The organism is Pseudomonas sp. B28(2017), assembly GCF_002113025.1.
GTDB lineage: Bacteria > Pseudomonadota > Gammaproteobacteria > Pseudomonadales > Pseudomonadaceae > Aquipseudomonas.
This window is the reverse complement of sequence record NZ_NEJH01000002.1, coordinates 215,542-238,303: the sequence shown is the minus strand read 5'-3', so window position 1 is coordinate 238,303 and position 22,762 is coordinate 215,542. Positions and strand designations below refer to the sequence as shown.

The following is a 22,762-nucleotide window of genomic DNA, read 5'->3' as shown; positions in this document are numbered from 1 at the left end:
CGACGGCATGGTCAAGCTCTTTGTGGCGAGGGGCCATCAGGAAAATCTGTGCTGGCCTTCAGTTCCATCCGCTAGGCTTGCTCACATCTGGAAGGGAGCCGCTCATGTTTGAATCTGCTGAAATCGATCACGTCATCGACAAAGACACCTATGACGCCGAAGTACCGGCCCTGCGCGAAGCGTTGCTCGAAGCACAATTCGAGTTGCAGCAGCAACGCCGGTTTCCGGTGATCGTTTTGATCAACGGCATCGAAGGCGCCGGCAAGGGCGAGACAATCAAGTTACTCAACGAGTGGATGGACCCGCGCTTGATCGAGGTTCGCACCTTTGATCAGCAAACCGACGAAGAGCTGGCGCGGCCACCGGCCTGGCGTTACTGGCGGATGCTCCCGGCCAAGGGCCGCATGGGGATTTTTTTCGGCAACTGGTACAGCCAGATGTTGCAGGGACGGGTCCATGGCGAGTTCAAGGATCCGCGACTCGATCAGGCGATCAATGCCGCCGAGCGTCTGGAAAAGATGCTGTGCGATGAAGGTGCACTGATCTTCAAGTTCTGGTTTCACCTCTCCAGGAAGCAAATGAAGGCACGCCTCAAGGCGTTGGCCGACGACCCGCTGCACAGTTGGCGTATCAGCCCGCTGGACTGGCAGCAGTCGCAAACCTACGACAAATTCGTGAAGTACGGCGAACGCGTCCTGCGCCGCACCAGCCGCGACTATGCACCGTGGCATGTGATCGCCGGGGCGGATGCACATTATCGCAGCCTGGCCGTGGGGCGGATTCTGCTGGAGGGGCTGCACGGCGCATTGCAGCGGCCGACGATCCATCCGGAAAAAGTCAGCGCCGCGCCAGTGGTCCCCAGTGTCGATCAAGTGAACCTGCTTGACAGCCTGGACCTGACCCTGCAGCTGGACAAGGAAGATTACGAAGAACAGCTGATCACCGAACAGGCGCGGTTTTCCGGGTTGATGCGTGACAAACGCATGCGCCGCCATGCACTGGTGGCGGTGTTCGAGGGCAACGACGCGGCCGGCAAGGGCGGGGCGATCCGCCGGGTAGCGGCAGCGCTTGATCCGCGCCAGTACAGCATCGTGCCGATTGCCGCGCCCACCGAAGAAGAGCGGGCGCAACCGTATCTGTGGCGTTTCTGGCGACACCTTCCGGCCCGGGGCAAGTTCACCGTGTTCGACCGCTCCTGGTATGGCCGGGTGTTGGTGGAGCGCATCGAAGGTTTTTGCAGTCCGGCAGACTGGCTGCGCGCCTACAGCGAGATCAACGATTTCGAAGAACAGGTTACCGATGCCGGAGTGATCGTGGTCAAGTTCTGGCTGGCCATCGACAAGCAGACGCAACTGGAGCGCTTCCAGGAACGCGAGGAAATTCCCTTCAAGCGCTTCAAGATCACCGAGGACGACTGGCGCAACCGTGAAAAATGGGATGACTATCGTGCGGCGGTCGGCGATATGGTCGACCGTACCAGCACCGAGATTGCGCCATGGACTCTGGTGGAAGCCAACGACAAGCGCTGGGCACGGGTCAAGGTCTTGCGCACCATCAACCGGGCACTGGAGGAGGCTTTCGAAAAGTCCGACCGGCGTGAACACAAGAAGTACAAGGGCAAGGATTGAGGCGATGGTTACGCATACGCGAGATGAATGATTGTCGCAGTCGGTAATTGGGTGGGCTTATGCTCGATCCACTCTCAACGATAACAACAATGAGGTATGCCATGCGTGAAGTGGTGATTGTCGACAGCGTGCGGACCGGCCTGGCCAAATCCTTTCGCGGTAAATTCAATATGACCCGCCCGGATGACATGGCGGCCCATTGTGTGAACGCTCTGTTGGCGCGCAGCGGTATTGACCCTGCCAGCGTCGAGGACTGCATCGTTGGCGCCGGCTCCAATGAAGGTGCCCAGGGCTTCAACATCGGTCGCAACGTCGCGGTGCTGTCGCGCCTGGGCATCGGCACGGCCGGCATGACCCTCAATCGTTTCTGTTCCTCGGGCTTGCAGGCGATTGCCATTGCCGCCAACCAGATCGCCTCGGGTTGCAGTGACATCATCGTCGCCGGTGGCGTTGAGTCCATCAGCCTGACCATGAAAAGCGTCAACACCGATAACCTGATCAACCCGCTGCTCAAGGAGCAGGTGCCGGGCATCTACTTCCCGATGGGCCAGACCGCCGAGATCGTTGCCCGTCGCTACAGCGTCAGCCGCGAAGAACAGGATCTGTACGCCCTGCAAAGCCAGCAACGCACCGCCCAGGCGCAGGCTGCCGGCCTGTTCAGCGACGAAATCGTACCGATGGCGGTGAAATACCAGGTCGAGGACAAGGCCACGGGCCAAGTGCAGATTCTCGACGGCGTTGTCGATCGCGACGATTGCAACCGCCCTGATACCACCCTGGAAAGTCTGGCCGGGTTGAAACCGGTATTCGCCGACGATGGATCGGTGACGGCCGGCAACTCCTCGCAGCTGTCTGACGGCGCGTCCATGACCTTGGTGATGAGCCTGGAGAAAGCCCTGGAACTGGGGCTCAAGCCGAAAGCGTTCTTCCGCGGCTTTACCGTGGCCGGTTGCGCGCCGGACGAGATGGGCATCGGCCCGGTGTTTTCGGTACCGAAATTGCTCACGGCCAAGGGCTTGCGGATTGACGACATCGACCTGTGGGAACTCAACGAAGCGTTCGCCTCGCAGTGTCTGTACAGCCGCAACCGGCTGGAAATCGACAACGCCCGGTACAACGTCAACGGCGGCTCGATTTCCATCGGTCACCCGTTCGGCATGACCGGGTCGCGCCAGGTCGGGCATCTCGTTCGCGAATTGCAGCGACGCAATCTGCGCTACGGCATCGTTACCATGTGCGTGGGCGGCGGGATGGGGGCTACGGGGCTGTTCGAGGCGGTGCGCTGAACCTCGATATTCTTCGTTGTCAGTTAGATAGCTATCGCGAGCAAGCTCGCTCCCACAGGTTTGGTGGCGTACACAACATTTTTGATCGCAGCTGAACACTGTGGGAGCGACGGTGCGGCGATCCGACTTGCTCGCGATGGGCGCACCTCGATTGTAAAAAATCCCCCTCAAAGATTACGACCTGCACAGTTTCATTCGCGGCCAGACCGAAACTGTCCCTGTGTACGCCACGGCTTGGAGCCTAGAATGACGGCTCCTGTACTTTGGCATTGGGGTTCGCATGCACATTTCATCGGGTCGCTGGGTCTACGGTCTGTTCCTGGCCTTGTTGACCGCGTTGTTGTGGGGAATCCTGCCGATCAAGCTCAAGCAGGTATTGCTGGTGATGGACCCGATGACGGTGACCTGGTTTCGCCTGATGGTGTCCGGCGGCTGTCTGTTCATTTACCTGGCTGCGACGAAACGTCTGCCGAGCCGAAAGGTGCTGGGCCCGCATGGGGGCTGGCTGGTGCTGATGGCAGTGCTCGGCCTGGTGGGCAATTACGTGTTGTATCTGATGGGGCTCAACCTGCTCAGCGCCGGCACGGCGCAATTGGTGGTGCAGATGGGGCCGATCATGCTGCTGATTGCCAGCGTCTTTGTGTTCAAGGAACGCTTCAGCCTGGGGCAGGGGATTGGCCTGTTGGTGCTGCTGATCGGCTTTGCGCTGTTTTTCAATCAGCGCCTGAGCGAACTGCTCACTTCGTTGACCGATTACACCGCCGGTGTGCTGCTGGTGTTGCTGGCGTCCACGGTCTGGACTTTCTATGCCATGGGGCAGAAGCAATTGCTGACGGTGTGGAATTCGCTGCAGGTGATGATGGTGATCTACCTGTTTTGCGCGCTGCTGTTAACGCCGTGGGTGCATCCACTCGAAGCCTTGCAATTGAACCCGTTGCAGGGTTGGCTGCTGCTGGCGTGCTGCCTCAACACCCTGATTGCCTATGGCGCGTTTGCCGAGGCCCTGGCCCATTGGGAAGCCTCCCGGGTCAGCGCGACGTTGGCCATCACGCCGTTGGTGACCTTTGCGGCGGTTGCCATGGCTGCATGGCTGTGGCCCGACTATGTGCAGGCCGAGACGATCAATGGTTTGGGTTACGGCGGCGCGGTGCTGGTGGTGCTGGGATCGGCGCTGGTGGCGTTGGGGCCGTCGTTGATTGCCGGGTTGAAGGCACGAAAGGTGCGGATGGCGGCCAGTTAGACTGCGTCATCGTTCATCGCGGGCAGTCGCCGCTAAACCTCGACTGGAACTGCCAGCTTCGGGCCACCCAGTGCATGGCTCTTCGAATCAAAAAAACGCAACTCAACCCCCGTCCCCTCGAACACTTTCGCGTAATGCCGCTTCTGGTGCTGGATGAACGCCTTGCTGCGCGGGTAAATCGAGATTGCCACCACCTGCGGTTTCGCCAGGCGCAAGGCGTGGATGATGTGGCTGTCCTGCTCCCCCAGTGCATGGCCGAAGATGCACAGCGCCTGGCCGTGACCGAGTAACTGCTCGTAGCAGAACGACAGATAGTCCGAACTGCGAATGGTCTTGAGCTTGTCCGCACTCGGGCCTTCATTGACGAACAGCGGCACGTCGTCGAGGGTCTTGATCGTGTTGTTGATGGCGAAATTGCCCAGCAACGTGCCCTCGGTCGACATCAGCTTGCGCGCCGTACCGTCCTGGTTGCGCACCAGATGCAGACCGCCGTGCAGGTAGAGCAAGCGGGTTTTGTCGGTGGCCGTGTCGCTCAGGTCGAAACCGGGTTCGGTACCCTGGAACAGATCGGTGATCGCCCCAGGCTGGTGTTGTACCGCCCAGTAGTTGAGCAGGTCGTAATTGGTGGTGAACACCGTGCGGTAGCTGGCCAGTTCCTGATTGATGGTTGCCAGCGTCGAAGGCACTACCAGCCGCCACGGGATATGCACCGCGTGCACGGTGTTGATCAGCGCTTCCTTGATCGCGTAGTAGCGATTGCGCGGGGCGGCGGAGCTGACAGCCAGGGCCTTGTTGACCCGGCTGGTGGTTTTCAACGCGCTCAGTACCTGCTCGAAACTGCGGGTCTGCATTGCATCGAACACGCTGAGTTCGGACGGGCTCAGGGGCTTTTCTTCAACGGTGCGCGCGTTTTCGAACAGCGACTCGTAGCTGAAATCGTCCCACACCGCGCGACTGGCACCGTTGCCCACCAGCAAACCACTGAACGAAGTGGTGCTGCGCAAGGCGTTCCAGTCTTCAAGTTGGGCATCGACATCCTGGAAATCGGTCATTGCGGTCTTCGTCTCATGGCAAAAGGTCTATGGGCGGCGACTTTATCACGACCGGGTGCCTGGACCACGGCACGACTCGGGTGAAGAACGTTATGCTGTGGCTTCGCCCGAGCCGACTTCGCCGAGTACCCGATGCTGCAAAAAAGCCTGATCCGCCGTCTCGACCTGATCACTCTGCAACTGTTCGTCGCCGTCCATGAAGAGGGCACGCTGACCCGTGCTGCGTCGCGCGAAGCGATTGCCGTCTCGGCTGCGAGCAAGCGCTTGATGGAGCTGGAGGAGGCGCTGGGCATCAGCCTGTTCGTGCGCCAGGCCAAGGGCATGTCCCTGACGCCGGCCGGTGAAACGCTGCTGCACCATGCCCGACAGATGTTGTTCAACGTCGAGAAAATAGGCCTTGAACTGGGCGAGCACAGCCACGGTGTGCGCGGCTATGTGCGGATGCTCGCCAACCTGTCGGCGATCATTCAGTTTTTGCCCGAGGACCTGCGGGACTTTTCCGAGCGTCACCCACAGGTCAAGACCGACCTCGAAGAACGCCCCAGCGCCGGGGTGATTCAGGGCGTGCTCGACGGGGTAGCCGACCTCGGGATCTGTTCCATCGACAGCGACATCAAGGGCCTGCACAGCGTGCTGTATCGCCAGGACAAACTGGTGGTGTTGATGCCGCCGCACCATCCATTGGCGAGCCGGTCGAGCGTGGCTTTCGCCGATACGCTGGACAGCGATTACGTTGGCTTGCATGCCGCCAGTTCGATCAACATGCGGACCCACACCGCCGCCCGCCAGGCCGGCAAGGTGTTGCGGGTGCGCATTCATGTGCCAGGGTTCGACGCCATGTGCCGCATGATCCAGGCCAACATGGGGATCGGCATCCTTCCGCAGCGGGCCTATGAATTGTTTGGCCGGGCGCTGGGTTTGCACGCGGTGCCGTTGACGGACGAGTGGTCGGACCGGGCGTTGATTCTGGTGGTACGGGATGAGGCGCTGCTGTCGCCGGTGAGCCGGATGTTGTTTGAGCATTTGCGCAGTCCAGTCTGATCGTTCTCGGCTCAATGGGCCGGCCTCTTCGCGAGCAGGCGGCCCTGAGGTGAGGACAATCTTCCAGAGCGTTCGCATTTCGCGAACGCCCGTTGCCAACTGAAGGTTGGATTCCCGAGTCCCCTGTCCTCTAGCCTTGGCTCATATTCCAAGAACAAGAGGTACCCCGCGATGACTGCCCCCTTGAGTGCGATCAAAGTGATCGAGATCGGCACGCTTATCGCCGCGCCGTTTGCGGCGCGCATGCTGGCCGAGTTCGGCGCCGAAGTGATCAAGATCGAAGCCATGGGCCAGGGCGATCCCCTGCGCAAATGGCGCAAGCTGCACGAAGGCACTTCGTTGTGGTGGTACCTGCAATCACGCAACAAGAAGTCCCTGGCGCTGAACCTCAAATCCCCTGAAGGCATCGAACTGGTCAAGCAACTGGCGACCAGCGCCGATGTGCTGATCGAGAACCTGCGCCCCGGCGCCCTGGAAAAACTCGGCCTCGGTTGGGACGTGTTGCACGCGCTCAACCCCAACCTGACGCTGGTGCGGATTTCCGGATACGGCCAGACCGGCCCGTATCGCGATCGCCCGGGTTTCGGTGCCATCGGCGAGGCCATGGGCGGGATTCGCTACACCACCGGCACTCCCGGTTCGCCGCCGGCGCGGGTCGGCGTGAGCCTTGGCGATTCCCTGGCTTCGCTGCATGCGGTGATCGGTGCGCTGATGTCGCTGCTAAGGGTCAAGACCGGGCAGGGCGTCGGGCAGATCGTTGATGTGTCCCTGGCCGAAAGCGTGTTCAACGTGATGGAAAGCCTGGTGCCGGAATACGACATGCTTGGCCATGTGCGTGAACGCAGCGGTGGCGCCTTGCCGGGGATCGCGCCGTCCAACACGTATCTGACCGCCGACGGCGCCTACGTGGTGATTGCCGGCAACAGCGACCCGATCTACCGGCGTCTGATGCAAACCATTGGCCGCACCGATCTGGCCGAAGCACCGGAGTTCGCCCACAACGATGGACGTGCAGCCAAAAGCAATCTGCTCGACGCCGCCATCACCCACTGGACCAGCAGTCTGCCCATCGACGAGGTGCTGGCCGAGCTGGAGGCTGCCGAAGTCCCGGCCGGGCGCATCTACTCGGTGGCCGACATCGTCGCCGACCCGCACTATCAGGCGCGGGACATGCTGCTCAATGCCGAGCTGCCCGGTGGCGCCACGGTGAAGATGCCGGGCATCGTGCCGAAACTCTCCGAGACCCCCGGTGGTGTGAACTGGTCCGGGCCCGGGCTGGGTCAGCACACCGATGGCATCCTCGCGCAATTGGGCCTGACTGCAACAGACATCGAACGCTTGAAAGTCGAAGGGGTGGTGCAATGATCACTGATTATTCCGACCACCTGATCGTGCAGGAAGTGTCCCCGCGCGACGGTTTGCAAATCGAGCCGACCTGGGTTGAAACCCACGACAAGATTGCCTTGATCGACCAGCTGTCGCAGGCCGGATTCAGCCGTATCGAAGCCGGTTCGTTCGTGTCGCCCAAAGCCATTCCGGCACTGCGCGATGGCGAGTTGGTGTTCAAGGGCATCACCCGGCAACCGGAGGTGATCTACGTCGCGCTGATCCCCAACCTCAGGGGCGCGCAACGGGCTCTGGCGTGTAGGGCCGATGAGCTGAACCTGGTGATGTCCGCCAGCCAGACCCACAACCTGGCGAACATGCGCATGCGTTGCGAAGATTCATTGGCGGCGTTCGGTGAGATTGTGCACTTCGTTGGCGACAGCCCTGTGCGACTCAACGCCAGCATCGCCACCACCTTCGGCTGCCCCTTCGAAGGCAAGATCGATGAGGACCGCGTACTGCAAATCGTCGAGGCCTATCAGGAACTCGGCATCCAGGGCATTACCTTGGCCGATACCACGGGCATGGCCAACCCGCGTCAGGTCGACCGGCTGGTGCGCCGGGTGCTGCAAAGGGTCTCCCCATCAGACCTGACTCTGCATTTTCACAACACCCGCGGCCTTGGCCTGTGCAACGTGCTGGCCGCTTACGAGGCCGGTGCCCGGCGCTTCGACGCGGCCCTCGGCGGCCTCGGCGGCTGCCCGTTCGCACCGGGGGCATCGGGAAACATCTGCACCGAGGATCTGGTGAACCTGTGCGATGAAGTCGGCATTCACACCGGTATCGATTTGCCGCTGTTACTGAAACTGTCCCGAGGACTGCCGGCGCTGCTCGGCCATGAAGTGCCCGGTCAACTGGCCAAGGCAGGGCGTAATTGCGACCTGCACCCCGTGCCCTCCTGAGCAGACTGCCCCCCTGTAGGAGCGAGCATGCTCGCGATGGACGTCAACGATAACTCTGGATGCCAGATACCCCGCGGCGATCTCAGGTTCATCGCGAGCGAGCTCGCTCCTACAGTGAAATCGAACATTTACCAGACAACAAAAACAATCGGACACCCACGGGAAGTCCGCCTGGAGAACCGCAATGAGCCTCAATGCACTGGAGGCGGGCGTGAGCCCGTCCGTTAGCCACGACACCGAAAAAGCGCTGGTCAGCAAAGTCGCCTGGCGTCTGATGCCGCTGATCATGGTCTGCTACCTGTTCGCCTTTTTCGACCGCATCAACATCAGCTTCGCCAAGTTCCAGCTGCAGGCCGACCTGAGCCTGAGCGACACCGCGTACGGCCTCGGCGCCGGTTTGTTCGTGGTTGGCTATGTAATCTTCGAAGTGCCGAGCAACATGATGCTGTACAAGGTCGGCGCCCGGCGCTGGATCGCCCGGATCATGATGTCCTGGGGGCTGGCCACGGCAGCCATGGTGTTCGTCAACAGCGAATGGCAGTTCTACGTGCTGCGCTTCGTGATTGGCGCGATGGAGGCGGGTTTCGCCCCGGGCGTGCTGTATTACCTGACCCTGTGGTTTCCGCAGCACTATCGCGGGCGCATCACCTCGATGCTGTTCCTGTCGTCGGCATTCGCCGGCCTGGTGGGCGCGCCGTTCTCCGGCCTGGTGCTGCAACACCTCGACGGTGTGTTGCAAATGCGTGGCTGGCACTGGCTGTTCCTGCTCGGTGGCGTGCCGTGTATCGGCCTCGGTCTGCTGGTGTTGACCCTGCTCAAGGATCGCATCGAAGACGCCCATTGGCTGACGCCTTCGGAGAAGACCCTGCTGGCCAGCCGTATCGCTCAGCATGAGCCGCACAAGAGCGGCGGTTCGCTGCTCGCCGCCCTGCGGATCCCGGGTTTCCTGACATTGGGGTTGATCTATTTCCTGATTCAGGTGGCGTCCTACGGCTTGAATTTCTGGGCGCCGCAACTGATCCGCAGCGCCGGCACCGAAAGTCCGGTGATGATCGGCTTGCTGACGGCCATCCCGTACATCTGTGGCGCCATCAGCATGGTGGTGATCGGACGCCTGTCCGATGCTTCTGGCGAGCGGCGCAAGTATGTCGCCGGTCTGGTGGCGGTCGGTGCGGTCGGGTTCTTCTGTGCGGGGATCTTTGCCAGCCACACGACCTTCCTGATTGTCGCATTGGGCCTGCTCGGTGCCGGGATCATCGCCTCCATCCCGAGCTTCTGGACCCTGCCGCCGAAACTGCTGGCCGGAGCTGGTGCGGGGGCTGCCGGCGGGATCGCAGTGATCAACACCCTGGGCCAGTTCGGCGGCATCGTCAGCCCGGTGATGGTTGGCCGGATCAAAGACCTGACCGGCAGTACCACGCCGGCGCTGTATGTCATTGGTGTCTGCGCGCTGATCGCCGTGGCGCTGTTGCTGTGGGGGTTGCCGCAGAAGTTGCGGACACTCGACAAGTTTTAAAAGATCGCAGCCTTCGGCAACTCCTGCTCGGACCACGCATCCCCGTAGGAGCTGCCGGAGGCTGCGATCTTTTGATTTTCAAGAAGTCGCTGCCATCGCTTTTTCCGCAGCGCCACTAAACTGAATCAACACCACCCCGGCCATCAACAGCACCACCCCAAATACCTTGGGCAAGGTGAGCTGCCGCTCCACCAACCCAAACCAGCCGAAGTGATCCAGCAACAACGACGCCACCACTTGCCCCGCCAGCGCCAATGCCATGAACCCCGCGGCACCGAGTTTGGGCAGCAGCACCAATGCCAGCGAAATAAAGAACACCCCAAAAGCACCACCTGCCCACATCCAGAGCGGCGCCTTGCTGATGAATGCCAGAGACGGCAACGGTAAACGCATCGCAACGATGATCGGCAACAGCACCACAACGCTCACCAGCAACGAGGCGAGCGTCGCCCACAACGGATGACCCAAGCCGCGTCCAAGGTTGACGTTGATTGCGCTCTGAAACGGCACCACAGCCCCGGCGAAGGCGGCCAGCAGCAACCAACCCGCCCAATGCAACGTACTCATGATCGATCTCCAACAGGTTTTGCTGGACTCTAGAGTATTCGTCGCGCAGATTTAAATTCCGTTTTGTTATCCAGAACATGCAGCAAATGAATGATCTTCGACGTATCGACCTCAATTTGCTGGTGATCCTCGACGCTTTGCTCAGCGAGCAACACGTGACCCGGGCGGCCGAGCGTCTGCACCTGAGCCAGCCAGCGGTCAGTCATGCGCTGGCGCGGTTGCGCGACCTGCTCGGCGATCCGCTGCTGGTGCGCGCCGGGGCTGGCCTTGTAGCGACTCCGCGAGCGCTGGAACTGGTGGCGCCGCTGGCCGAAGCCCTGGCCCAGGTGCAAGCGCTGCTGGCGCCCAGTGCCTTCGATCCCGCGACCACCCAGCGTACCTTGCGCCTGGCGATGTCCGACTATGGCGCCGCTATTGTCCTGCCAGGACTGATCCGTACATTGCGCCACGAAGCGCCGGGCATTGACCTGCAAATCAGCCATGGCAGCCGCGAAAGCATGCTCGACGGGGTGCTCAACGGTGACATTGATGTCGCGGTCGGTGTGTTCCCGGAAATGCCCAATGATTTGCGCAGCACCCCGCTGTTCGAAGAGCACTACGCCTGCCTGGTAGACCGCAAAAGCTTGCCCGCCGACGGTGTGCTCGACCTGCCCAGCTACCTGGCACGGCCTCATGTGCTGCTGGAGATGCGCGGCAGTGGCACCCCGGAAATTGAACGGGCCCTGACCGCATTGCGTGAGCGCCGCCGCGTCGCCATCAGCCTGCCGCACTGGAGTGTGGCCCCGGAACTCATCAGCGGCACCGACCTGATCCTCACCGTCGCGTCCCGAGGCTTGCGCGATATCGATGAGCAATCACTGATTGTCGTGCCGCCGCCGTTTCACATCCCGTCGTTCACCTTCGTACTGGTCTGGCACAAGCGGCGAGGCGGGGATCAGGCGTTGAACTGGTTGAATCGGAGGATTGGGGAGGGGATCGAACGCTAGAGGCTTTTCCAAATGGCCTTTACCAATTGGAAGGTGGCAGGCGACGCGTATGAAAAAATCGTAGCACCTGAAGCCGACCTTGGCGAACCCGGTAGGGAATCAAATAGGGGCGGTCAGGCATGACCCATTCCCGGGTACCGGCTAAGCGCCCCTCACGACCCGTCGATGGAAATCGGGCAAGGTGATCGACACTGGCGAGAATTGCCTGGACAAAATCTGCTGCAGCTTCTGGATTCTCGATGGCGATGTACGCGGCTTCGTCATCCAGATTCTTTAACGCCGTACGCAACCACTCAACGCGCATTCGCCGCCCACTTGTCAGCAACTGCGTTCACTTCTTCTTGTGTCGCGAAGTCACCTTCATCGGCTTCCTTCAAGGATTTCTGAATTTCCTCGATTTGCCACGCTTCACGGGCCAGGTATTCACGCAGCGCATCCACGGCCAGAAATGATTTGCTGCGGCCCGTTGCTTTAGCAAGACTCGCGAGGGTATCAGCGATTTCGTCTGGTACGCGCAGGGACATGACTGACATGTTGGTCTCGATGTAGTGGTTTGTAATACAACATACTACACCGTCATCAGTGGGGCGGAACCAGCCCGTTCGTCTGTCGAGATGTTTCAGTCGACAGGCAATGACCTGATATAGACTGGCCACCATTCACCAAACCGTTCAAAAGGACTCTCAATGACCCCATCGTTGCTAATGGCCGTGCTTGCCTCGGGTTTTATCTACGGCATCACCCCGGGGCCGGGAGTGCTGGCGGTGTTCGGTATTGGCGCCGCCCATGGGCGACGGGCCGGGGCGGGGTTTCTGTGCGGGCATTTGCTCGGCGATGTGGTCTGGTGCAGCACGGCGCTGATCGCGATTGTCGGTGCGCGGGAGATTGGCAGCACAGCGTTCGACGTGCTCGGTGTGCTCAGCGGCCTGTACCTGTTCTGGCTCGGCTGGCGTGCGGTGCATGCGCGGCGCAGCAGCGGTGATGCGCCGCAGGGCCCGGCGCGGCAGCCGTTCTGGCACGGCATCCTGTTTGGCCTGACCAATCCCAAGGCCTATCCGGTGGCGGTGGCGACGTTCACGGCGCTGTTGTCGAGCCGCGCGGAACTGCTCAGCTGGTCAATGCTGCCGACACTGATCGGCCTGAGCTTCGTCGGCGGGTTGCTCGCCTACGCTATTCTCATCGGCATCGTCGGTGCACGGCGGGTGCGTACCTTGTACCAGCGTCATGAACTGGCAATCACCCGGTTGTGCGGGGTAATGTTCATCGGTTTCGCCATCAATGCGCTGGTCCATGCGTTGCCGGGGCTGATGCCGGACAAGGCTTGAATATAATCACAGGGATGCAAGGCTGACGGGGCAGGGATGATTGAAGAGCGCTGCATTATCGGGGCACCCACGCCGAACCATGGAAAACCGAAATTCCGCGCCGCTGGCGAGTTACATCGATCTGTTGCTGGACGCCGTCTGTGCGGTGGATAAACAGGGCCGCTTCGTCTTTGTCAGTGCGGCGTGCGAGCGTATATTCGGCTACAGCGCCGATGAAATGATCGGCCAGCCGATGATCGACATGGTGCACCCGGCCGATCGCCAGCGCACCCTCGACGCCGCCCGGGAAATCATGGGCGGCGAACCCAAGCTCAACTTCGAAAACCGCTACCTGCGCAAGGATGGCCGCGTGGTGCACATCCTCTGGTCGGCACGTTGGTCCGAGGTCGACCAGTTGCGCATCGCGGTGGCTCGCGACATCACCGAACGCAAGCAGGCCGAATCCCGGCAGGCCGCGTTGTATGCGATTTCCGAGGCGGCCCATGCGGCAGAGGATCTGCTGGCGTTGTTCAAACGCATCCACTTGATCATTGGCGAATGGCTGCCGGCACTGAATTTTTCCGTGGCGCTGTACGACGAGCACTGTGCGCAACTGAATTTCCCTTATCACATCGATGACCACGAACCACAGCCCGAACAACCCGGAACCATGACCGGGCGCCTGTGCACCGAAGTGATCCGCACGGGGCAGCCGATCCTGCTGACTCCAGACCAGAGCGCACCGCCTGCCGGCTTCGAAGTGCTGGAAACCGGGCAGAACGCACCGTGTTGGCTGGGTGTGCCGCTGAACTCGCAAAACGGCACCATCGGCGCGTTGATCGTCAAAAGCATTCCGGGCGGCGAACGCTACACTGAGCAAGACATGGAGCTGCTGCAATACGTCTGCGCCCAGGTCGCGACCGCCATCGAGCGCAAGCAATTGCACGCCCGCCTGCAACACATGGCCCAGTACGACCAACTGACCCAGTTACCCAACCGTGAGCTGCTGCGCGACCGGCTCAAGGCGTCACTGCGATTGGCACGTGAGGACGGCGGGTACATGGCGCTGTTGTACGTCGACCTCGACCGCTTCAAGCAAGTCAATGACACCCATGGCCACGCGGTTGGCGACATGCTGCTGCAGGCGGTGGCCAACCGGCTCAAGGGCTGCGTGCGGGAAACCGACACCGTGGCCCGCATTGGCGGCGATGAGTTCGTGGTGCTGCTGCACAGCATTCACGCCTCGGAAGACACTGATATCGTGGTCGCAAAAATCCGTCAGGTCCTGGCCCAGCCCCTGCGCCTGGATGGGCATAACCTGAGCATCCAGCCGAGTATCGGCGTCGCCCGATACCCCGATCACGGCACCGAAGAAAAGCAGTTGTTCCGGCATGCCGACGAGGCGATGTATTGCGCCAAGCGCGAGCATCACCTGCGAATGGTCTGACAGCCGGGCACCGTTCGTCGTGGTATCCACGCAATTTTCTAAACCTTTTGCGACGCGCAAATTCAGATTCTATGCGGGCTACGGTTCGCCGCGATCATCATCAAGAGGAAGAGAATCATGCCCAACTCAAGAAACTCGAACTCGGGAAACTTCGCCAACGACCGAACGAAGGCCTCTGAAGCCGGTCGCAAGGGTGGGAAAACCACCACCACGACCGTCGATAAAGACCCGGCGAAACCCGACATGGGCCGCAAGGGCGGTCAGAAATCCCGCTAAAGGATGCTGGTGGTTTTGATTGAGAGACGGGGGCGAAAGCTCCCGTTTGAATTGGAAATAAGGAGGGCGCGACCATGAACCGCATGGCCACCCGATTATGCAATGTCAGTTTAGCCACGTTACTGGGCCTGTTAGCCAGCAGCGCTTTTGCCCAGTCCCCCGCCGAATTCATCGACGAGGCCTCGGCAAAAGGTATCGCCGATATTGAAGCGAGTCGCCTGGCGCACCAGAAATCCGAGTCCCGGGAAGTGAAGGACTACACCATCATCGTTATCAACGACCGCACCACTGCGAACCAGCACCTGGCGAAAATCGCCAGGCAACTGGATTTGCCGGTGGCCCCACGGGAAGAAATTGTCGAAAAGGCCAAAGCCCTGATGCCACAAATCATGGATGGGGCAACCTTCGATGAGGCCTATACAGCCAGTCAGGTGAAGACCACACAGGAAGCCATCGATCAACTGCAGCAGCAAGCGCAGACCACCGATCTGCCGCAAATCAAGGCATTCGCTAAAGAAACCCTGCCAAAATTGCAAAATCATCTGCAAATGGCCAAGGCATTGCAGGCCAGAAGTTGAGCGGAAGATTTGAACACACACGGCGCGGGACTTCGGTCACGCGCCGTTTTTCTGTTCAGTGCTGATCCAGATGCGGCTTGGGATTGGGCGTTGGTTTTTTCAGGCAGTGGTGGGGGAAAGAAAATACGAGGTGACCGAAAAGGTGAATTTCTGAAACCTTTAACGGCGCTCGCCGCGGTATCGTAGCGACCCGAGCACAACGTACCGACAGGAGAACACAATGAGTTGGTCCGCCAAGCAGTACGTCGCTTTCGAAGATGAACGCACCCGTCCCGCCCGTGACCTGCTGACGGCCATCCCCGCCGGGGACGTGCGTTCGGCCATCGATATCGGTTGTGGCCCCGGTAACTCCACCGAGTTGCTGGTCGAGCGTTTTGCCAAGGCCACGGTGCGCGGGCTGGACAGTTCGACCGACATGATCGAGGCTGCGCGCAAGCGCCTGCCGAATGTGCAGTTCGATGTTGCCGATATCGACACCTGGAACGACAGCGGCCCGTTCGACGTGATTTTCGCCAACGCGGTGTTGCAGTGGGTGCCCGATCACGCAGCGTTGCTGCCTTCACTGGTGAATAAACTGGCATCGGGTGGCAGCCTGGCGATCCAGATGCCCGACAACCTCAATGAACCTTCACACCGCTTGATGCGCGAAGTGGCCGCGGACGGTCCATGGATGGGCAAACTGGCAGGTGCTGCCGGGCAGCGCACGGAAATGGACAGTGCCAGCGGTTACTACTCGATACTCAAAGCCTGCTGCACCCGCGTCGATGTGTGGCGCACCACCTACCATCATCCGCTCGCGGGCGGTGCGTCTGGCGTGGTGGAGTGGTTCAAGGGCAGCGGTCTGCGGCCGTTCCTTGAGCCGCTGGACGAGGCGGAGCGGGCGCAGTATCTGAAGCAATATCAGGCGGCTATCGAGCGGGCGTATCCGGCCTTGTCCGATGGATCGGTGCTGTTGCCGTTTCCGCGACTGTTTATCGTCGCGACCCGTTGATGCAAAAAAGGGAAAGTTGATGTGCGTCATCTGTCCTTTTTTTACCGCTTGGAAATATCACTGAGGCTTGTTTTTTTTTTCGAGCGTCGGGCGCTCAAGTATTCAAAAGCAAACGAAGCAAAGCCGAACAACCCGATCATTGAAATGATCATGATTCCCAACTCTGAATTGTGCATATTGATCTCGAGGCGAAGGATGAGCGGGGGAGAATAAGGGATCAACTGCCGGGCTCAATGCCGCTCTACGGTTTCTTTATTCGCGTACCGGGATCTATACGCAAAAGATACGAAAACGCTAATTTCGAAACGCTGAAAACACTAATGCCGGATTGAATTTGATAACAAATCCGTGTTTTTCGAAAAAAACGCTAACAGGTCTCAGGATAGACGCTATCGCCCAGGGGCACTTGCTAATCGATGAGGGAAAATGGCGGAATGGCTGAAGAAGCAAAATCCACCAAATCCCGGGCATGAAAAAACCGGTCACCTGGACCGGTTTTTTCTATCTCTGCATCCCCCGTCAAAACCATCCTGACGTGAGACTGAATTCGGTTGGAGCGGGTGAAGGGAATCGAACCCTCGTTATCAGCTTGGGAAGCTGGAGTAATGCCATTATACGACACCCGCTCAGAGCGCTGACTTTGTACCAGATACGGCCGGCGATTTGAAGTTTTTCTTTACGTGGGGCGGGTTTAACCCGGATGTATCAACAATGCCTGGAGCCCGTGACGGTCGATCGCGGGCAAGCCTCGCGCTTGTGCAATACGTTTAACGCAGCAGGGCGGGGCTTGCTCGCGATGACGCTACTTCAGCTTGCCAATGCATGGTGTTCCTGGACGTTGTGGTAACGCGGTCGACTTTCGTGTTGCGACGGTTTCAGGAATCCCATCAGTGCGTTGCGGCTGTCTCGGCAGGCAGCTTTGTGTTCCATGTCGAGAAAGTGGCCGGTGGCCTGAAGGGTGCTGAACGTGCTGTGTTGCACGTGGCCGGCGAACAACCGGGCGTCGTCGGCGGCGGTGTATTCGTCCCATTCGCCGTTGAGGAACAGCACCGGCACATCAATTTTTTTCGCCGTGTGCAGGTAGCACTGGCGGTCGCTGTGCAGCACGTCGTTGATGTGGAAGTGCATCTGCCCGTACTCATGCTCGGCCAGGGAGCTGACGTGGCGATAGTTGAAGCGCTTGAACAACGACGGCAGGTGTTTGCCGATGGTGTCGTTCACCAAGTGCCCGACCCGGTCGCGGTCCAGGTTGCCGAGGTGTTCGACGCCGCGCTCGAGGTAGTCGAGCATGTGCGCGTTGATCACCGGGGAGAACGAGCTGATCACGGCTTTTTCGATGCGCCGTGGCCGTTGCGACAACGCCATCATGGTCGCGGCGCCACCCCAGGAAAACGACAGCACATGCTCGGCGGCGAAGTGGTCGATCAGCTCCAGCAGGATCTGACTTTCGATTTCCCTGGTGAGCATTTTCTCATGCAGGTTGTGGGCTTTTGACCGACCCGCGTAGGGCTGGTCGTAGCAGACGACGTTGAACTGCGGATGGAGGTTTTTCACGGTTTGTGCAAACGACGCAGTCGTGGCCATCGAGCCGTTGACCAGGATAATGGTCTTCTCTGCGGCGTCTGCGCGATAGAACTCCGTGTAAACCCGGTACTGACCCTGTATATCCAGCACAGCGATTTCTGGCCTCATGTCATAAGACTCCTGGCAAGCGGGTATGCGCGCAAATAGAGATTGCACGAGCTTTGTGACAGGTAGGCATACGCCTGGAATTTGAGAGGCCCATGTCGATCCATTGCAGTCCGGTCGACGGGTATTGTTATTGGCGGGCAGTCTGCCGGATGAGGCCGGAACCCTTGGGTTCCTACCGGCAAAAAGTTTCTTAGAAGTATGGGGTGACTCATCGGTCACATTTCGGCCGACGTCCTGATTCAAGCAGGGGTCACATCATTGCGCAAGTGCCGTTGATAAATTGTTCGACAACTTTCTGCTGAGCGGTCGTGTGCTTAGATCGATCGGATCTCCTCGTCGGTCAGCGGGCGGTATTCGCCCGGTTTCAACGCGTCGTCGAGCACCAGCGGCCCCATGCGTTCGCGGTGCAGGCGCAGCACCTTGTTGTCGAAGTGGCCGAACATGCGCTTCACCTGGTGATAACGGCCTTCGATAATGCTCAGGCGTGCCGATTTCGGCCCGAGCCGCTCTAGTCCGGCCGGTTGCGTGGTGAGGTCTTCGAAGGCGAAGTACAGGCCTTGGCTGAATTTGATCGCGTATTCAGGGCCGATGTCCTGCTCGGTTTCGACGTAATAGACCTTGGGCAGTTTGGTCTGCGGTTGGGTCAGTCGGCGCGACCAACTGCCGTCATTGGTGATCAGCATCAGGCCGGTGGTATTGAAGTCCAGGCGGCCGGCGATGTGCAGTTCGTCCTTGTCTGGTTCATGGATCAGATCGAGCACGGTCGGGTGCTGTGGGTCCCGCGTGGCGCTGACGCATCCGGCGGGCTTGTGCAGCATGAAATGGAGCAGCGGTTTACCGACTTGCAGCACGTCGTCGTCCACTTCGACACGGCTGAATTCGCGGACCTCGCTGTGCGGGTCGCTGACGACGTTTCCGTCAACCCTGACGCGTTTTTCCACCAGCAACAGGCGCACCTGTTTACGGTTGAAGCGCGGCAGGTTGCTGAGGAATCGGTCGACACGCATGACTAGGGATCAGTGAAGAAGGGGGGGCGCATCTTACTTGATCGACTCGGACGCTGCTTGCAACTGCGCCCCAACCTCGGCGCAACGCGGGCATAGGCACGAGGCGTTGCGCACTTGCGCCGGCAGCGCCTGGAGCACTGCCGGGTCAATGCTGACGCCGTAGCACCAGCAGGCTCGGTCGGCGGTTCGTGGGTCGGCCAGGGTGCAGTCGTTGGGGGCGCCGCAGGCGGGGCAGAGGTCAGGCTGGTTCATGGACGGAGTGAGACATTTCCACGCAGTTTCGGTTACGGCCACTTTGCTTGGCCCGATACATCGCATGATCCACCCGTGACAGCAGGCTGTGCAAGGTGTCATCGGGTTGCAGGGGCGTGAGGCCAATGCTCACGGTCAGTTGCAAGGCCTTGTCATTGTAGGCATAGCGCTGCTGTTCCACGTGCCAGGCGAATTTTCTCGGCAATCATCAGGCCTGTCCCGTTGGTGTCCTGGAGCAGAACGATGAACTCTTCACCGCCCCAGCGGCAGACGATGTCGGAGTGCCGCAGGCAACTTTCCAGATCCCGGGCGAAACCGATCAGTACCTGGTCGCCGGCCAAGTGGCCGTAGGTGTCGTTCATCGCCTTGGAATGGTCGAGGTCCAGCAGCAGGGCGGTCAGCGGTTTGGGCTCGCGCCGGGCTTCCAGCATGGCCTGTGCGGCCAGCAGGTCGAAGCCACGACGGTTGGGCAGTTCGGTCATGGTCGTTCCCATGTTCAATGAAGAGGGTGCCCGGACTTTGTTGGGGCGAGCAAGGCTGCCTTGCGATTGTATGTAAGTGCAGCGCACTGGAAAGTATCCGCCGCTGATCAGAAGGTGGGTGCGACGTTGCACTTGGCAGGGATTTGCCAGTCAAAACAGATGTCAGCACGGTCTGTGCTGGCTGCTGTCACAGGTCTTTACGGAGGCCGTCATGTTACGTCGATTGTTGTTCGGTGCATTGCTCGGTGTTGGATTGTCTGGCTGCTACTACTACGACGGTCCTGCCGATGTCTACGCGGCACCTTATTACTATCCCGGTTACTACTCGCCTTACTATTACGGTTACTACGGCCCACGTTATTACGGCGGCTATCGCTCCTATTACTACGGTGGGCATGGTTATTACCGTGGACACGGTTTTTACGGAGGTGGACATCATGGCGGTGGATTTCACGGTGGCCACCGTTAATCGTGGCGTGAATGGGTGAAAAACCTTTCATCGGCCAGATGTTTCTACTTGTTTCAGGGGCGCACCAGATTCCGAACTCGATGTCTGATCTATCGACAGTCACTGAACATTTGACTGTCGCCTGCCAGCGTCGCTGGTGTGGCTCACCCGCGGTCCAGGAGGCCGCCATGCTCTGTCAAAAAAGGCTGCGGCGAATTCTTCTGCTTGCTGTGTCGGGATTGTCCCTTGGTGGGTGCGAGCCTTACTACGACGAAGGAGGCAGTTACTACAGTTCCGAAGTCTATACCTCGCCTGCGCCAACCCATTACGCCGGGGGAAGTTCCTACTATTCCAATGGTTACTACACGCCGCCGCCCCGGTATTACATGCCGCCAGCGCGGTATTACCAGCCGACACCGCGTTATTACTCGCAGCCGCGGATGTATCAACCGCACTATTACCAGCCCGCTCCGCGTTACTATCAGCCATACCGGGGTGATTACCGGATGCATCAGAACCATGGTTGGGACGGCCGTAACCACGGGGGCTGGAACAATGACTTTCGCGGTCACGACGGGCGCAACCATCGTGGCGGACGCGGCGATCACAACTGGCGGGGCAATCACCGCTGATCACTCAGTTAAATACAGAACCTGTGGGAGCGGGCAAGCCCGCCCCCACAGTTCGTTCAGTACTCGGATAAATCCGCCAGCGGATGCCGACCTTCCCAGGCCTTGTGGAAATGCGCCTCTACCACCGCGTCCGGCACATTGTTGATGTCCGGCCAGTGCCAGTGCGGCTTCTGATCCTTGTCGATCAACCGGGCGCGTACGCCTTCGCTGAACTCCGGATGACGACAGCAGTTGAGGCTCAGGGTGTATTCCATCTGGAAGACCTCTGCCAGCGACAGGTGCCGGGCACGGACTATCTGCTCCCACACCAGGTGCGCGGTCAGCGGCGAGCCTTCGCTCAGGGTCCTGGCTGCGCGGCTCAGTAACAGGTCGCTGTGATCGCGCAAGGCGCTGATGGTCTTCCAGGCGCAACGCACGTCGCTGACATCCAGTAACTCGTCGATCTGCTGACGGCGCGGCAGCCACTGGGCTTCGGGCATCTGTGCCACGGCTTCCTGCTGCAAGGCCTTGAGCAGGCTGTTGAGCTGCATGGGTGTCTGTTCCTGCCAGTTCAATTGCAGCAGTCCGTCGATCAGTGCCGGCAGTTGATCGTCGAGCAGGAAGCGGTCGGCCAGGTCCAGATCGATGGCATCGCGGCCGTTCATGTATGCGCCGGTCAGTCCCAGGAACAACCCGAGCTTGCCGGGCAGGCGCGACAGAAACCAACTGCCGCCAACATCCGGGTACAGGCCGATGCTGATCTCCGGCATTGCCAACCGGCTGCTCGGCGTGACGATGCGGATGCCCGCACCTTGCAACAGTCCCATGCCACCGCCGAGCACATAGCCATGGCCCCAGCAGATCAACGGTTTGGGGTAGGTGTGCAGGCTGAAGTCCAGGCGATATTCCGCCGCAAAAAACTGCGCGGCCAGTGGCGGTACTTCACCCGGATGGGCGCGACTGGCCTCCACCAGGCTGCGCACTTCGCCACCGGCGCAAAAAGCCTTGGCGCCATTGCCGCGCAAGAGGACGCAGACGATCTGCGGGTCCTTGGCCCAGGTTGCCATGCGGTCGCGCAGGGCGTTGATCATTGGCAGGGACAGGGCGTTCAGGGTTTTTTCGGCATCCAGGCTGGCGATGCCGATGCGGGCGCCGTCGGTGCCGGTGAGTTCTTCGAAGTGCAGATTCATCGTGACCTCGATCAGGAAATTGAGGGTTAAGTATGATCGCTGTGTGGGAAAGTGCTGGATCTGCGTCAGATCAATTGACAAGCGAGGTAGGCTTTCCTAGGGTTCGCCCCACTGTTTTTGCCGGGTATCCCCATGACTGCTGACGACCGTATCAAACTCGAACCGAGCTGGAAGGAGGCACTGCGTGCCGAATTCGACCAGCCCTACATGGCAGAGTTGCGAAACTTCCTGCAACAGGAGCGGGCGGCCGGCAAGGAGATCTATCCGCCGGGGCCGATGATATTCAACGCGCTCAATTCCACGCCGCTGAACAAGGTCAAAGTGGTGATCCTCGGTCAGGATCCTTATCACGGCCCGGGTCAGGCCCATGGTTTGTGCTTCTCGGTGCAGCCGGGCGTGCCGGCGCCACCGTCGCTGGTGAACATCTACAAAGAACTCAAGCGCGACCTGAACATCGACATCCCCAACCATGGCTACCTGCAGAGCTGGGCCGATCAGGGCGTGCTGATGCTCAACACGACCATGACCGTTGAACGCGCCAACGCCAATGCACACAAGGACAAGGGCTGGCAGTTTTTCACCGATCGCATCATTGAAGTGGTCAGCCAACAGCAGCCGCACCTGGTATTCATGCTGTGGGGCGCCCATGCCCAGAGCAAGCAGAAGCTGATCGATGCGACCAAGCATCTGGTGCTGACTTCGGTACATCCGTCACCGCTGTCCGCCTATCGTGGTTTCCTCGGTTGCGGGCACTTCAGCCGGACCAACAAGTTTCTGGAACAGAATGGCGAGACGCCGATCGAGTGGCGGTTGCCGCCCATTTGATGGAGGGCCGTGGTGGCCCCTTCGTCGGATCGCCGCCCGGAGTCACCTTGGTCTA

General features: G+C 60.0%; 24 protein-coding genes, 1 tRNA gene and 1 pseudogene. 16 read left to right on the top strand and 10 right to left on the bottom strand.

What is annotated here, in order from left to right; genetic code table 11:
• Positions 1 to 104 precede the first annotated feature (104 nt).
• From pap to CAF65_RS05745, 3 genes are all read left to right on the top strand, one after another.
• Complete coding sequence (gene pap, locus CAF65_RS05755) at positions 105 to 1,628, top strand: polyphosphate:AMP phosphotransferase (RefSeq protein WP_085715438.1); 1,524 nt, start codon at positions 105 to 107, stop codon at positions 1,626 to 1,628.
• 101 nt (positions 1,629 to 1,729) lie between these two features.
• On the top strand, positions 1,730 to 2,914 hold the full coding sequence (locus CAF65_RS05750; protein ID WP_085715437.1) for a thiolase family protein: 1,185 nt from the start codon (positions 1,730 to 1,732) through the stop codon (positions 2,912 to 2,914).
• Between the two features lie 280 nt (positions 2,915 to 3,194).
• The gene (locus CAF65_RS05745; RefSeq protein WP_085715436.1) at positions 3,195 to 4,154 is read left to right on the top strand and encodes a DMT family transporter; all 960 of its coding nucleotides are present in this window, start codon (positions 3,195 to 3,197) and stop codon (positions 4,152 to 4,154) included.
• A gap of 32 nt (positions 4,155 to 4,186) precedes the next feature.
• Here CAF65_RS05745 and CAF65_RS05740 read toward each other — a convergent pair whose 3' ends face one another.
• Complete coding sequence (locus CAF65_RS05740; RefSeq protein ID WP_085715435.1) at positions 4,187 to 5,206, bottom strand: DUF4917 family protein; 1,020 nt, start codon at positions 5,204 to 5,206, stop codon at positions 4,187 to 4,189.
• A gap of 132 nt (positions 5,207 to 5,338) precedes the next feature.
• On the opposite strand from CAF65_RS05740, the gene CAF65_RS05735 reads away from it, so the two are divergent.
• From CAF65_RS05735 to CAF65_RS05715, 4 genes are all read left to right on the top strand, one after another.
• Positions 5,339 to 6,247 (top strand): LysR family transcriptional regulator, encoded by a 909-nt coding sequence (locus tag CAF65_RS05735; RefSeq protein ID WP_085715434.1) that lies wholly within the window; start codon positions 5,339 to 5,341, stop codon positions 6,245 to 6,247.
• Between the two features lie 171 nt (positions 6,248 to 6,418).
• The gene (locus CAF65_RS05730) at positions 6,419 to 7,612 is read left to right on the top strand and encodes a CaiB/BaiF CoA-transferase family protein (RefSeq protein WP_085715433.1); all 1,194 of its coding nucleotides are present in this window, start codon (positions 6,419 to 6,421) and stop codon (positions 7,610 to 7,612) included.
• The gene (locus CAF65_RS05725) at positions 7,609 to 8,535 is read left to right on the top strand and encodes a hydroxymethylglutaryl-CoA lyase (RefSeq protein ID WP_085715432.1); all 927 of its coding nucleotides are present in this window, start codon (positions 7,609 to 7,611) and stop codon (positions 8,533 to 8,535) included. The genes CAF65_RS05730 and CAF65_RS05725 overlap by 4 nt, the downstream gene beginning before the upstream one ends.
• Positions 8,536 to 8,719: 184 nt before the next feature.
• A complete protein-coding gene (locus CAF65_RS05715) occupies positions 8,720 to 10,051 on the top strand; it encodes an MFS transporter (RefSeq protein ID WP_057400755.1) in 1,332 nt (443 codons plus the stop codon).
• Between the two features lie 78 nt (positions 10,052 to 10,129).
• Here the strand turns inward: CAF65_RS05715 and CAF65_RS05710 are convergent, their stop codons facing one another.
• Positions 10,130 to 10,618: a DMT family transporter gene (locus CAF65_RS05710; protein WP_085715430.1), complete on the bottom strand. Its 489-nt coding sequence runs from the start codon at positions 10,616 to 10,618 to the stop codon at positions 10,130 to 10,132.
• A 77-nt stretch (positions 10,619 to 10,695) separates the two neighbouring features.
• Here CAF65_RS05710 and CAF65_RS05705 point away from each other — a divergent pair, with 77 nt between their 5' ends.
• The gene (locus CAF65_RS05705) at positions 10,696 to 11,604 is read left to right on the top strand and encodes a LysR substrate-binding domain-containing protein (protein WP_085715429.1); all 909 of its coding nucleotides are present in this window, start codon (positions 10,696 to 10,698) and stop codon (positions 11,602 to 11,604) included.
• A 19-nt stretch (positions 11,605 to 11,623) separates the two neighbouring features.
• On the opposite strand, the gene CAF65_RS05700 is transcribed toward CAF65_RS05705, so the two are convergent.
• Together CAF65_RS05700 and CAF65_RS05695 are read right to left on the bottom strand one after the other, a co-directional pair.
• Positions 11,624 to 11,908: a type II toxin-antitoxin system RelE/ParE family toxin gene (locus tag CAF65_RS05700; RefSeq protein ID WP_085715428.1), complete on the bottom strand. Its 285-nt coding sequence runs from the start codon at positions 11,906 to 11,908 to the stop codon at positions 11,624 to 11,626.
• Positions 11,898 to 12,137, bottom strand: a complete 240-nt coding sequence (locus CAF65_RS05695; protein ID WP_085715427.1) for a CopG family ribbon-helix-helix protein — start codon at positions 12,135 to 12,137, stop codon at positions 11,898 to 11,900. Before CAF65_RS05695 ends, CAF65_RS05700 begins: the two co-directional genes overlap by 11 nt.
• 153 nt (positions 12,138 to 12,290) lie before the next feature.
• Here CAF65_RS05695 and CAF65_RS05690 point away from each other — a divergent pair, with 153 nt between their 5' ends.
• From CAF65_RS05690 to tam, 5 genes are all read left to right on the top strand, one after another.
• Positions 12,291 to 12,929 carry a LysE family translocator gene (locus CAF65_RS05690; protein WP_085715426.1) on the top strand — a complete coding sequence of 213 codons (639 nt, stop codon included), beginning with the start codon at positions 12,291 to 12,293 and terminating at the stop codon, positions 12,927 to 12,929.
• Positions 12,930 to 13,008: 79 nt separating this feature from the next.
• Positions 13,009 to 14,355: a diguanylate cyclase domain-containing protein gene (locus CAF65_RS05685; protein WP_085715425.1), complete on the top strand. Its 1,347-nt coding sequence runs from the start codon at positions 13,009 to 13,011 to the stop codon at positions 14,353 to 14,355.
• Between the two features lie 117 nt (positions 14,356 to 14,472).
• Positions 14,473 to 14,631 (top strand): KGG domain-containing protein, encoded by a 159-nt coding sequence (locus CAF65_RS05680; protein ID WP_007982976.1) that lies wholly within the window; start codon positions 14,473 to 14,475, stop codon positions 14,629 to 14,631.
• Between the two features lie 74 nt (positions 14,632 to 14,705).
• The gene (locus tag CAF65_RS05675; RefSeq protein ID WP_085715424.1) at positions 14,706 to 15,209 is read left to right on the top strand and encodes a DUF4142 domain-containing protein; all 504 of its coding nucleotides are present in this window, start codon (positions 14,706 to 14,708) and stop codon (positions 15,207 to 15,209) included.
• A 220-nt stretch (positions 15,210 to 15,429) separates the two neighbouring features.
• On the top strand, positions 15,430 to 16,200 hold the full coding sequence (tam, locus tag CAF65_RS05670) for a trans-aconitate 2-methyltransferase (RefSeq protein ID WP_085715423.1): 771 nt from the start codon (positions 15,430 to 15,432) through the stop codon (positions 16,198 to 16,200).
• Between the two features lie 552 nt (positions 16,201 to 16,752).
• On the opposite strand, the gene CAF65_RS05660 is transcribed toward tam, so the two are convergent.
• From CAF65_RS05660 to CAF65_RS05640, 5 genes and pseudogenes are all read right to left on the bottom strand, one after another.
• A tRNA-Gly gene (locus CAF65_RS05660) sits at positions 16,753 to 16,826 on the bottom strand.
• Positions 16,827 to 17,007: 181 nt separating this feature from the next.
• Positions 17,008 to 17,892: an alpha/beta fold hydrolase gene (locus CAF65_RS05655; RefSeq protein WP_085715421.1), complete on the bottom strand. Its 885-nt coding sequence runs from the start codon at positions 17,890 to 17,892 to the stop codon at positions 17,008 to 17,010.
• A 314-nt stretch (positions 17,893 to 18,206) separates the two neighbouring features.
• A complete protein-coding gene (locus CAF65_RS05650; protein ID WP_085715420.1) occupies positions 18,207 to 18,899 on the bottom strand; it encodes a pseudouridine synthase in 693 nt (230 codons plus the stop codon).
• Between the two features lie 33 nt (positions 18,900 to 18,932).
• Positions 18,933 to 19,151, bottom strand: coding sequence for a cysteine-rich CWC family protein (locus tag CAF65_RS05645; RefSeq protein WP_085715419.1), 219 nt, complete (start codon positions 19,149 to 19,151; stop codon positions 18,933 to 18,935).
• A pseudogene (locus CAF65_RS05640) lies at positions 19,138 to 19,633 on the bottom strand (GGDEF domain-containing protein); the annotation flags it as partial. The pseudogene CAF65_RS05640 and the gene CAF65_RS05645, both read right to left, overlap by 14 nt.
• 211 nt (positions 19,634 to 19,844) lie before the next feature.
• Here CAF65_RS05640 and CAF65_RS05635 point away from each other — a divergent pair.
• Both CAF65_RS05635 and CAF65_RS05630 read left to right on the top strand, forming a co-directional pair.
• A complete protein-coding gene (locus CAF65_RS05635) occupies positions 19,845 to 20,102 on the top strand; it encodes a hypothetical protein (protein WP_085715418.1) in 258 nt (85 codons plus the stop codon).
• A 167-nt stretch (positions 20,103 to 20,269) separates the two neighbouring features.
• Positions 20,270 to 20,713 (top strand): hypothetical protein, encoded by a 444-nt coding sequence (locus CAF65_RS05630; protein WP_085715417.1) that lies wholly within the window; start codon positions 20,270 to 20,272, stop codon positions 20,711 to 20,713.
• Positions 20,714 to 20,769: 56 nt separating this feature from the next.
• Here the strand turns inward: CAF65_RS05630 and CAF65_RS05625 are convergent, their stop codons facing one another.
• On the bottom strand, positions 20,770 to 21,882 hold the full coding sequence (locus tag CAF65_RS05625; protein ID WP_085715416.1) for an enoyl-CoA hydratase/isomerase family protein: 1,113 nt from the start codon (positions 21,880 to 21,882) through the stop codon (positions 20,770 to 20,772).
• Between the two features lie 132 nt (positions 21,883 to 22,014).
• Between CAF65_RS05625 and ung the strand changes: the two genes are divergently transcribed.
• The gene (gene ung, locus CAF65_RS05620) at positions 22,015 to 22,707 is read left to right on the top strand and encodes a uracil-DNA glycosylase (protein WP_085715415.1); all 693 of its coding nucleotides are present in this window, start codon (positions 22,015 to 22,017) and stop codon (positions 22,705 to 22,707) included.
• Positions 22,708 to 22,762: the final 55 nt, after the last annotated feature.

Bases quoted from the DNA above. Each gene is read 5' to 3' on its own strand.
- pap (WP_085715438.1), top strand. From the start codon at position 105: ATGTTTGAATCTGCTGAAATCGATCACGTCATCGACAAAGACACCTAT.
- CAF65_RS05750 (WP_085715437.1), top strand. From the start codon at position 1,730: ATGCGTGAAGTGGTGATTGTCGACAGCGTGCGGACCGGCCTGGCCAAA.
- CAF65_RS05745 (WP_085715436.1), top strand. From the start codon at position 3,195: ATGCACATTTCATCGGGTCGCTGGGTCTACGGTCTGTTCCTGGCCTTG.
- CAF65_RS05740 (WP_085715435.1), bottom strand. From the start codon at position 5,206: ATGACCGATTTCCAGGATGTCGATGCCCAACTTGAAGACTGGAACGCC.
- CAF65_RS05735 (WP_085715434.1), top strand. From the start codon at position 5,339: ATGCTGCAAAAAAGCCTGATCCGCCGTCTCGACCTGATCACTCTGCAA.
- CAF65_RS05730 (WP_085715433.1), top strand. From the start codon at position 6,419: ATGACTGCCCCCTTGAGTGCGATCAAAGTGATCGAGATCGGCACGCTT.
- CAF65_RS05725 (WP_085715432.1), top strand. From the start codon at position 7,609: ATGATCACTGATTATTCCGACCACCTGATCGTGCAGGAAGTGTCCCCG.
- CAF65_RS05715 (WP_057400755.1), top strand. From the start codon at position 8,720: ATGAGCCTCAATGCACTGGAGGCGGGCGTGAGCCCGTCCGTTAGCCAC.
- CAF65_RS05710 (WP_085715430.1), bottom strand. From the start codon at position 10,618: ATGAGTACGTTGCATTGGGCGGGTTGGTTGCTGCTGGCCGCCTTCGCC.
- CAF65_RS05705 (WP_085715429.1), top strand. From the start codon at position 10,696: ATGCAGCAAATGAATGATCTTCGACGTATCGACCTCAATTTGCTGGTG.
- CAF65_RS05700 (WP_085715428.1), bottom strand. From the start codon at position 11,908: ATGCGCGTTGAGTGGTTGCGTACGGCGTTAAAGAATCTGGATGACGAA.
- CAF65_RS05695 (WP_085715427.1), bottom strand. From the start codon at position 12,137: ATGTCAGTCATGTCCCTGCGCGTACCAGACGAAATCGCTGATACCCTC.
- CAF65_RS05690 (WP_085715426.1), top strand. From the start codon at position 12,291: ATGACCCCATCGTTGCTAATGGCCGTGCTTGCCTCGGGTTTTATCTAC.
- CAF65_RS05685 (WP_085715425.1), top strand. From the start codon at position 13,009: ATGGAAAACCGAAATTCCGCGCCGCTGGCGAGTTACATCGATCTGTTG.
- CAF65_RS05680 (WP_007982976.1), top strand. From the start codon at position 14,473: ATGCCCAACTCAAGAAACTCGAACTCGGGAAACTTCGCCAACGACCGA.
- CAF65_RS05675 (WP_085715424.1), top strand. From the start codon at position 14,706: ATGAACCGCATGGCCACCCGATTATGCAATGTCAGTTTAGCCACGTTA.
- tam (WP_085715423.1), top strand. From the start codon at position 15,430: ATGAGTTGGTCCGCCAAGCAGTACGTCGCTTTCGAAGATGAACGCACC.
- CAF65_RS05655 (WP_085715421.1), bottom strand. From the start codon at position 17,892: ATGAGGCCAGAAATCGCTGTGCTGGATATACAGGGTCAGTACCGGGTT.
- CAF65_RS05650 (WP_085715420.1), bottom strand. From the start codon at position 18,899: ATGCGTGTCGACCGATTCCTCAGCAACCTGCCGCGCTTCAACCGTAAA.
- CAF65_RS05645 (WP_085715419.1), bottom strand. From the start codon at position 19,151: ATGAACCAGCCTGACCTCTGCCCCGCCTGCGGCGCCCCCAACGACTGC.
- CAF65_RS05635 (WP_085715418.1), top strand. From the start codon at position 19,845: ATGTTACGTCGATTGTTGTTCGGTGCATTGCTCGGTGTTGGATTGTCT.
- CAF65_RS05630 (WP_085715417.1), top strand. From the start codon at position 20,270: ATGCTCTGTCAAAAAAGGCTGCGGCGAATTCTTCTGCTTGCTGTGTCG.
- CAF65_RS05625 (WP_085715416.1), bottom strand. From the start codon at position 21,882: ATGAATCTGCACTTCGAAGAACTCACCGGCACCGACGGCGCCCGCATC.
- ung (WP_085715415.1), top strand. From the start codon at position 22,015: ATGACTGCTGACGACCGTATCAAACTCGAACCGAGCTGGAAGGAGGCA.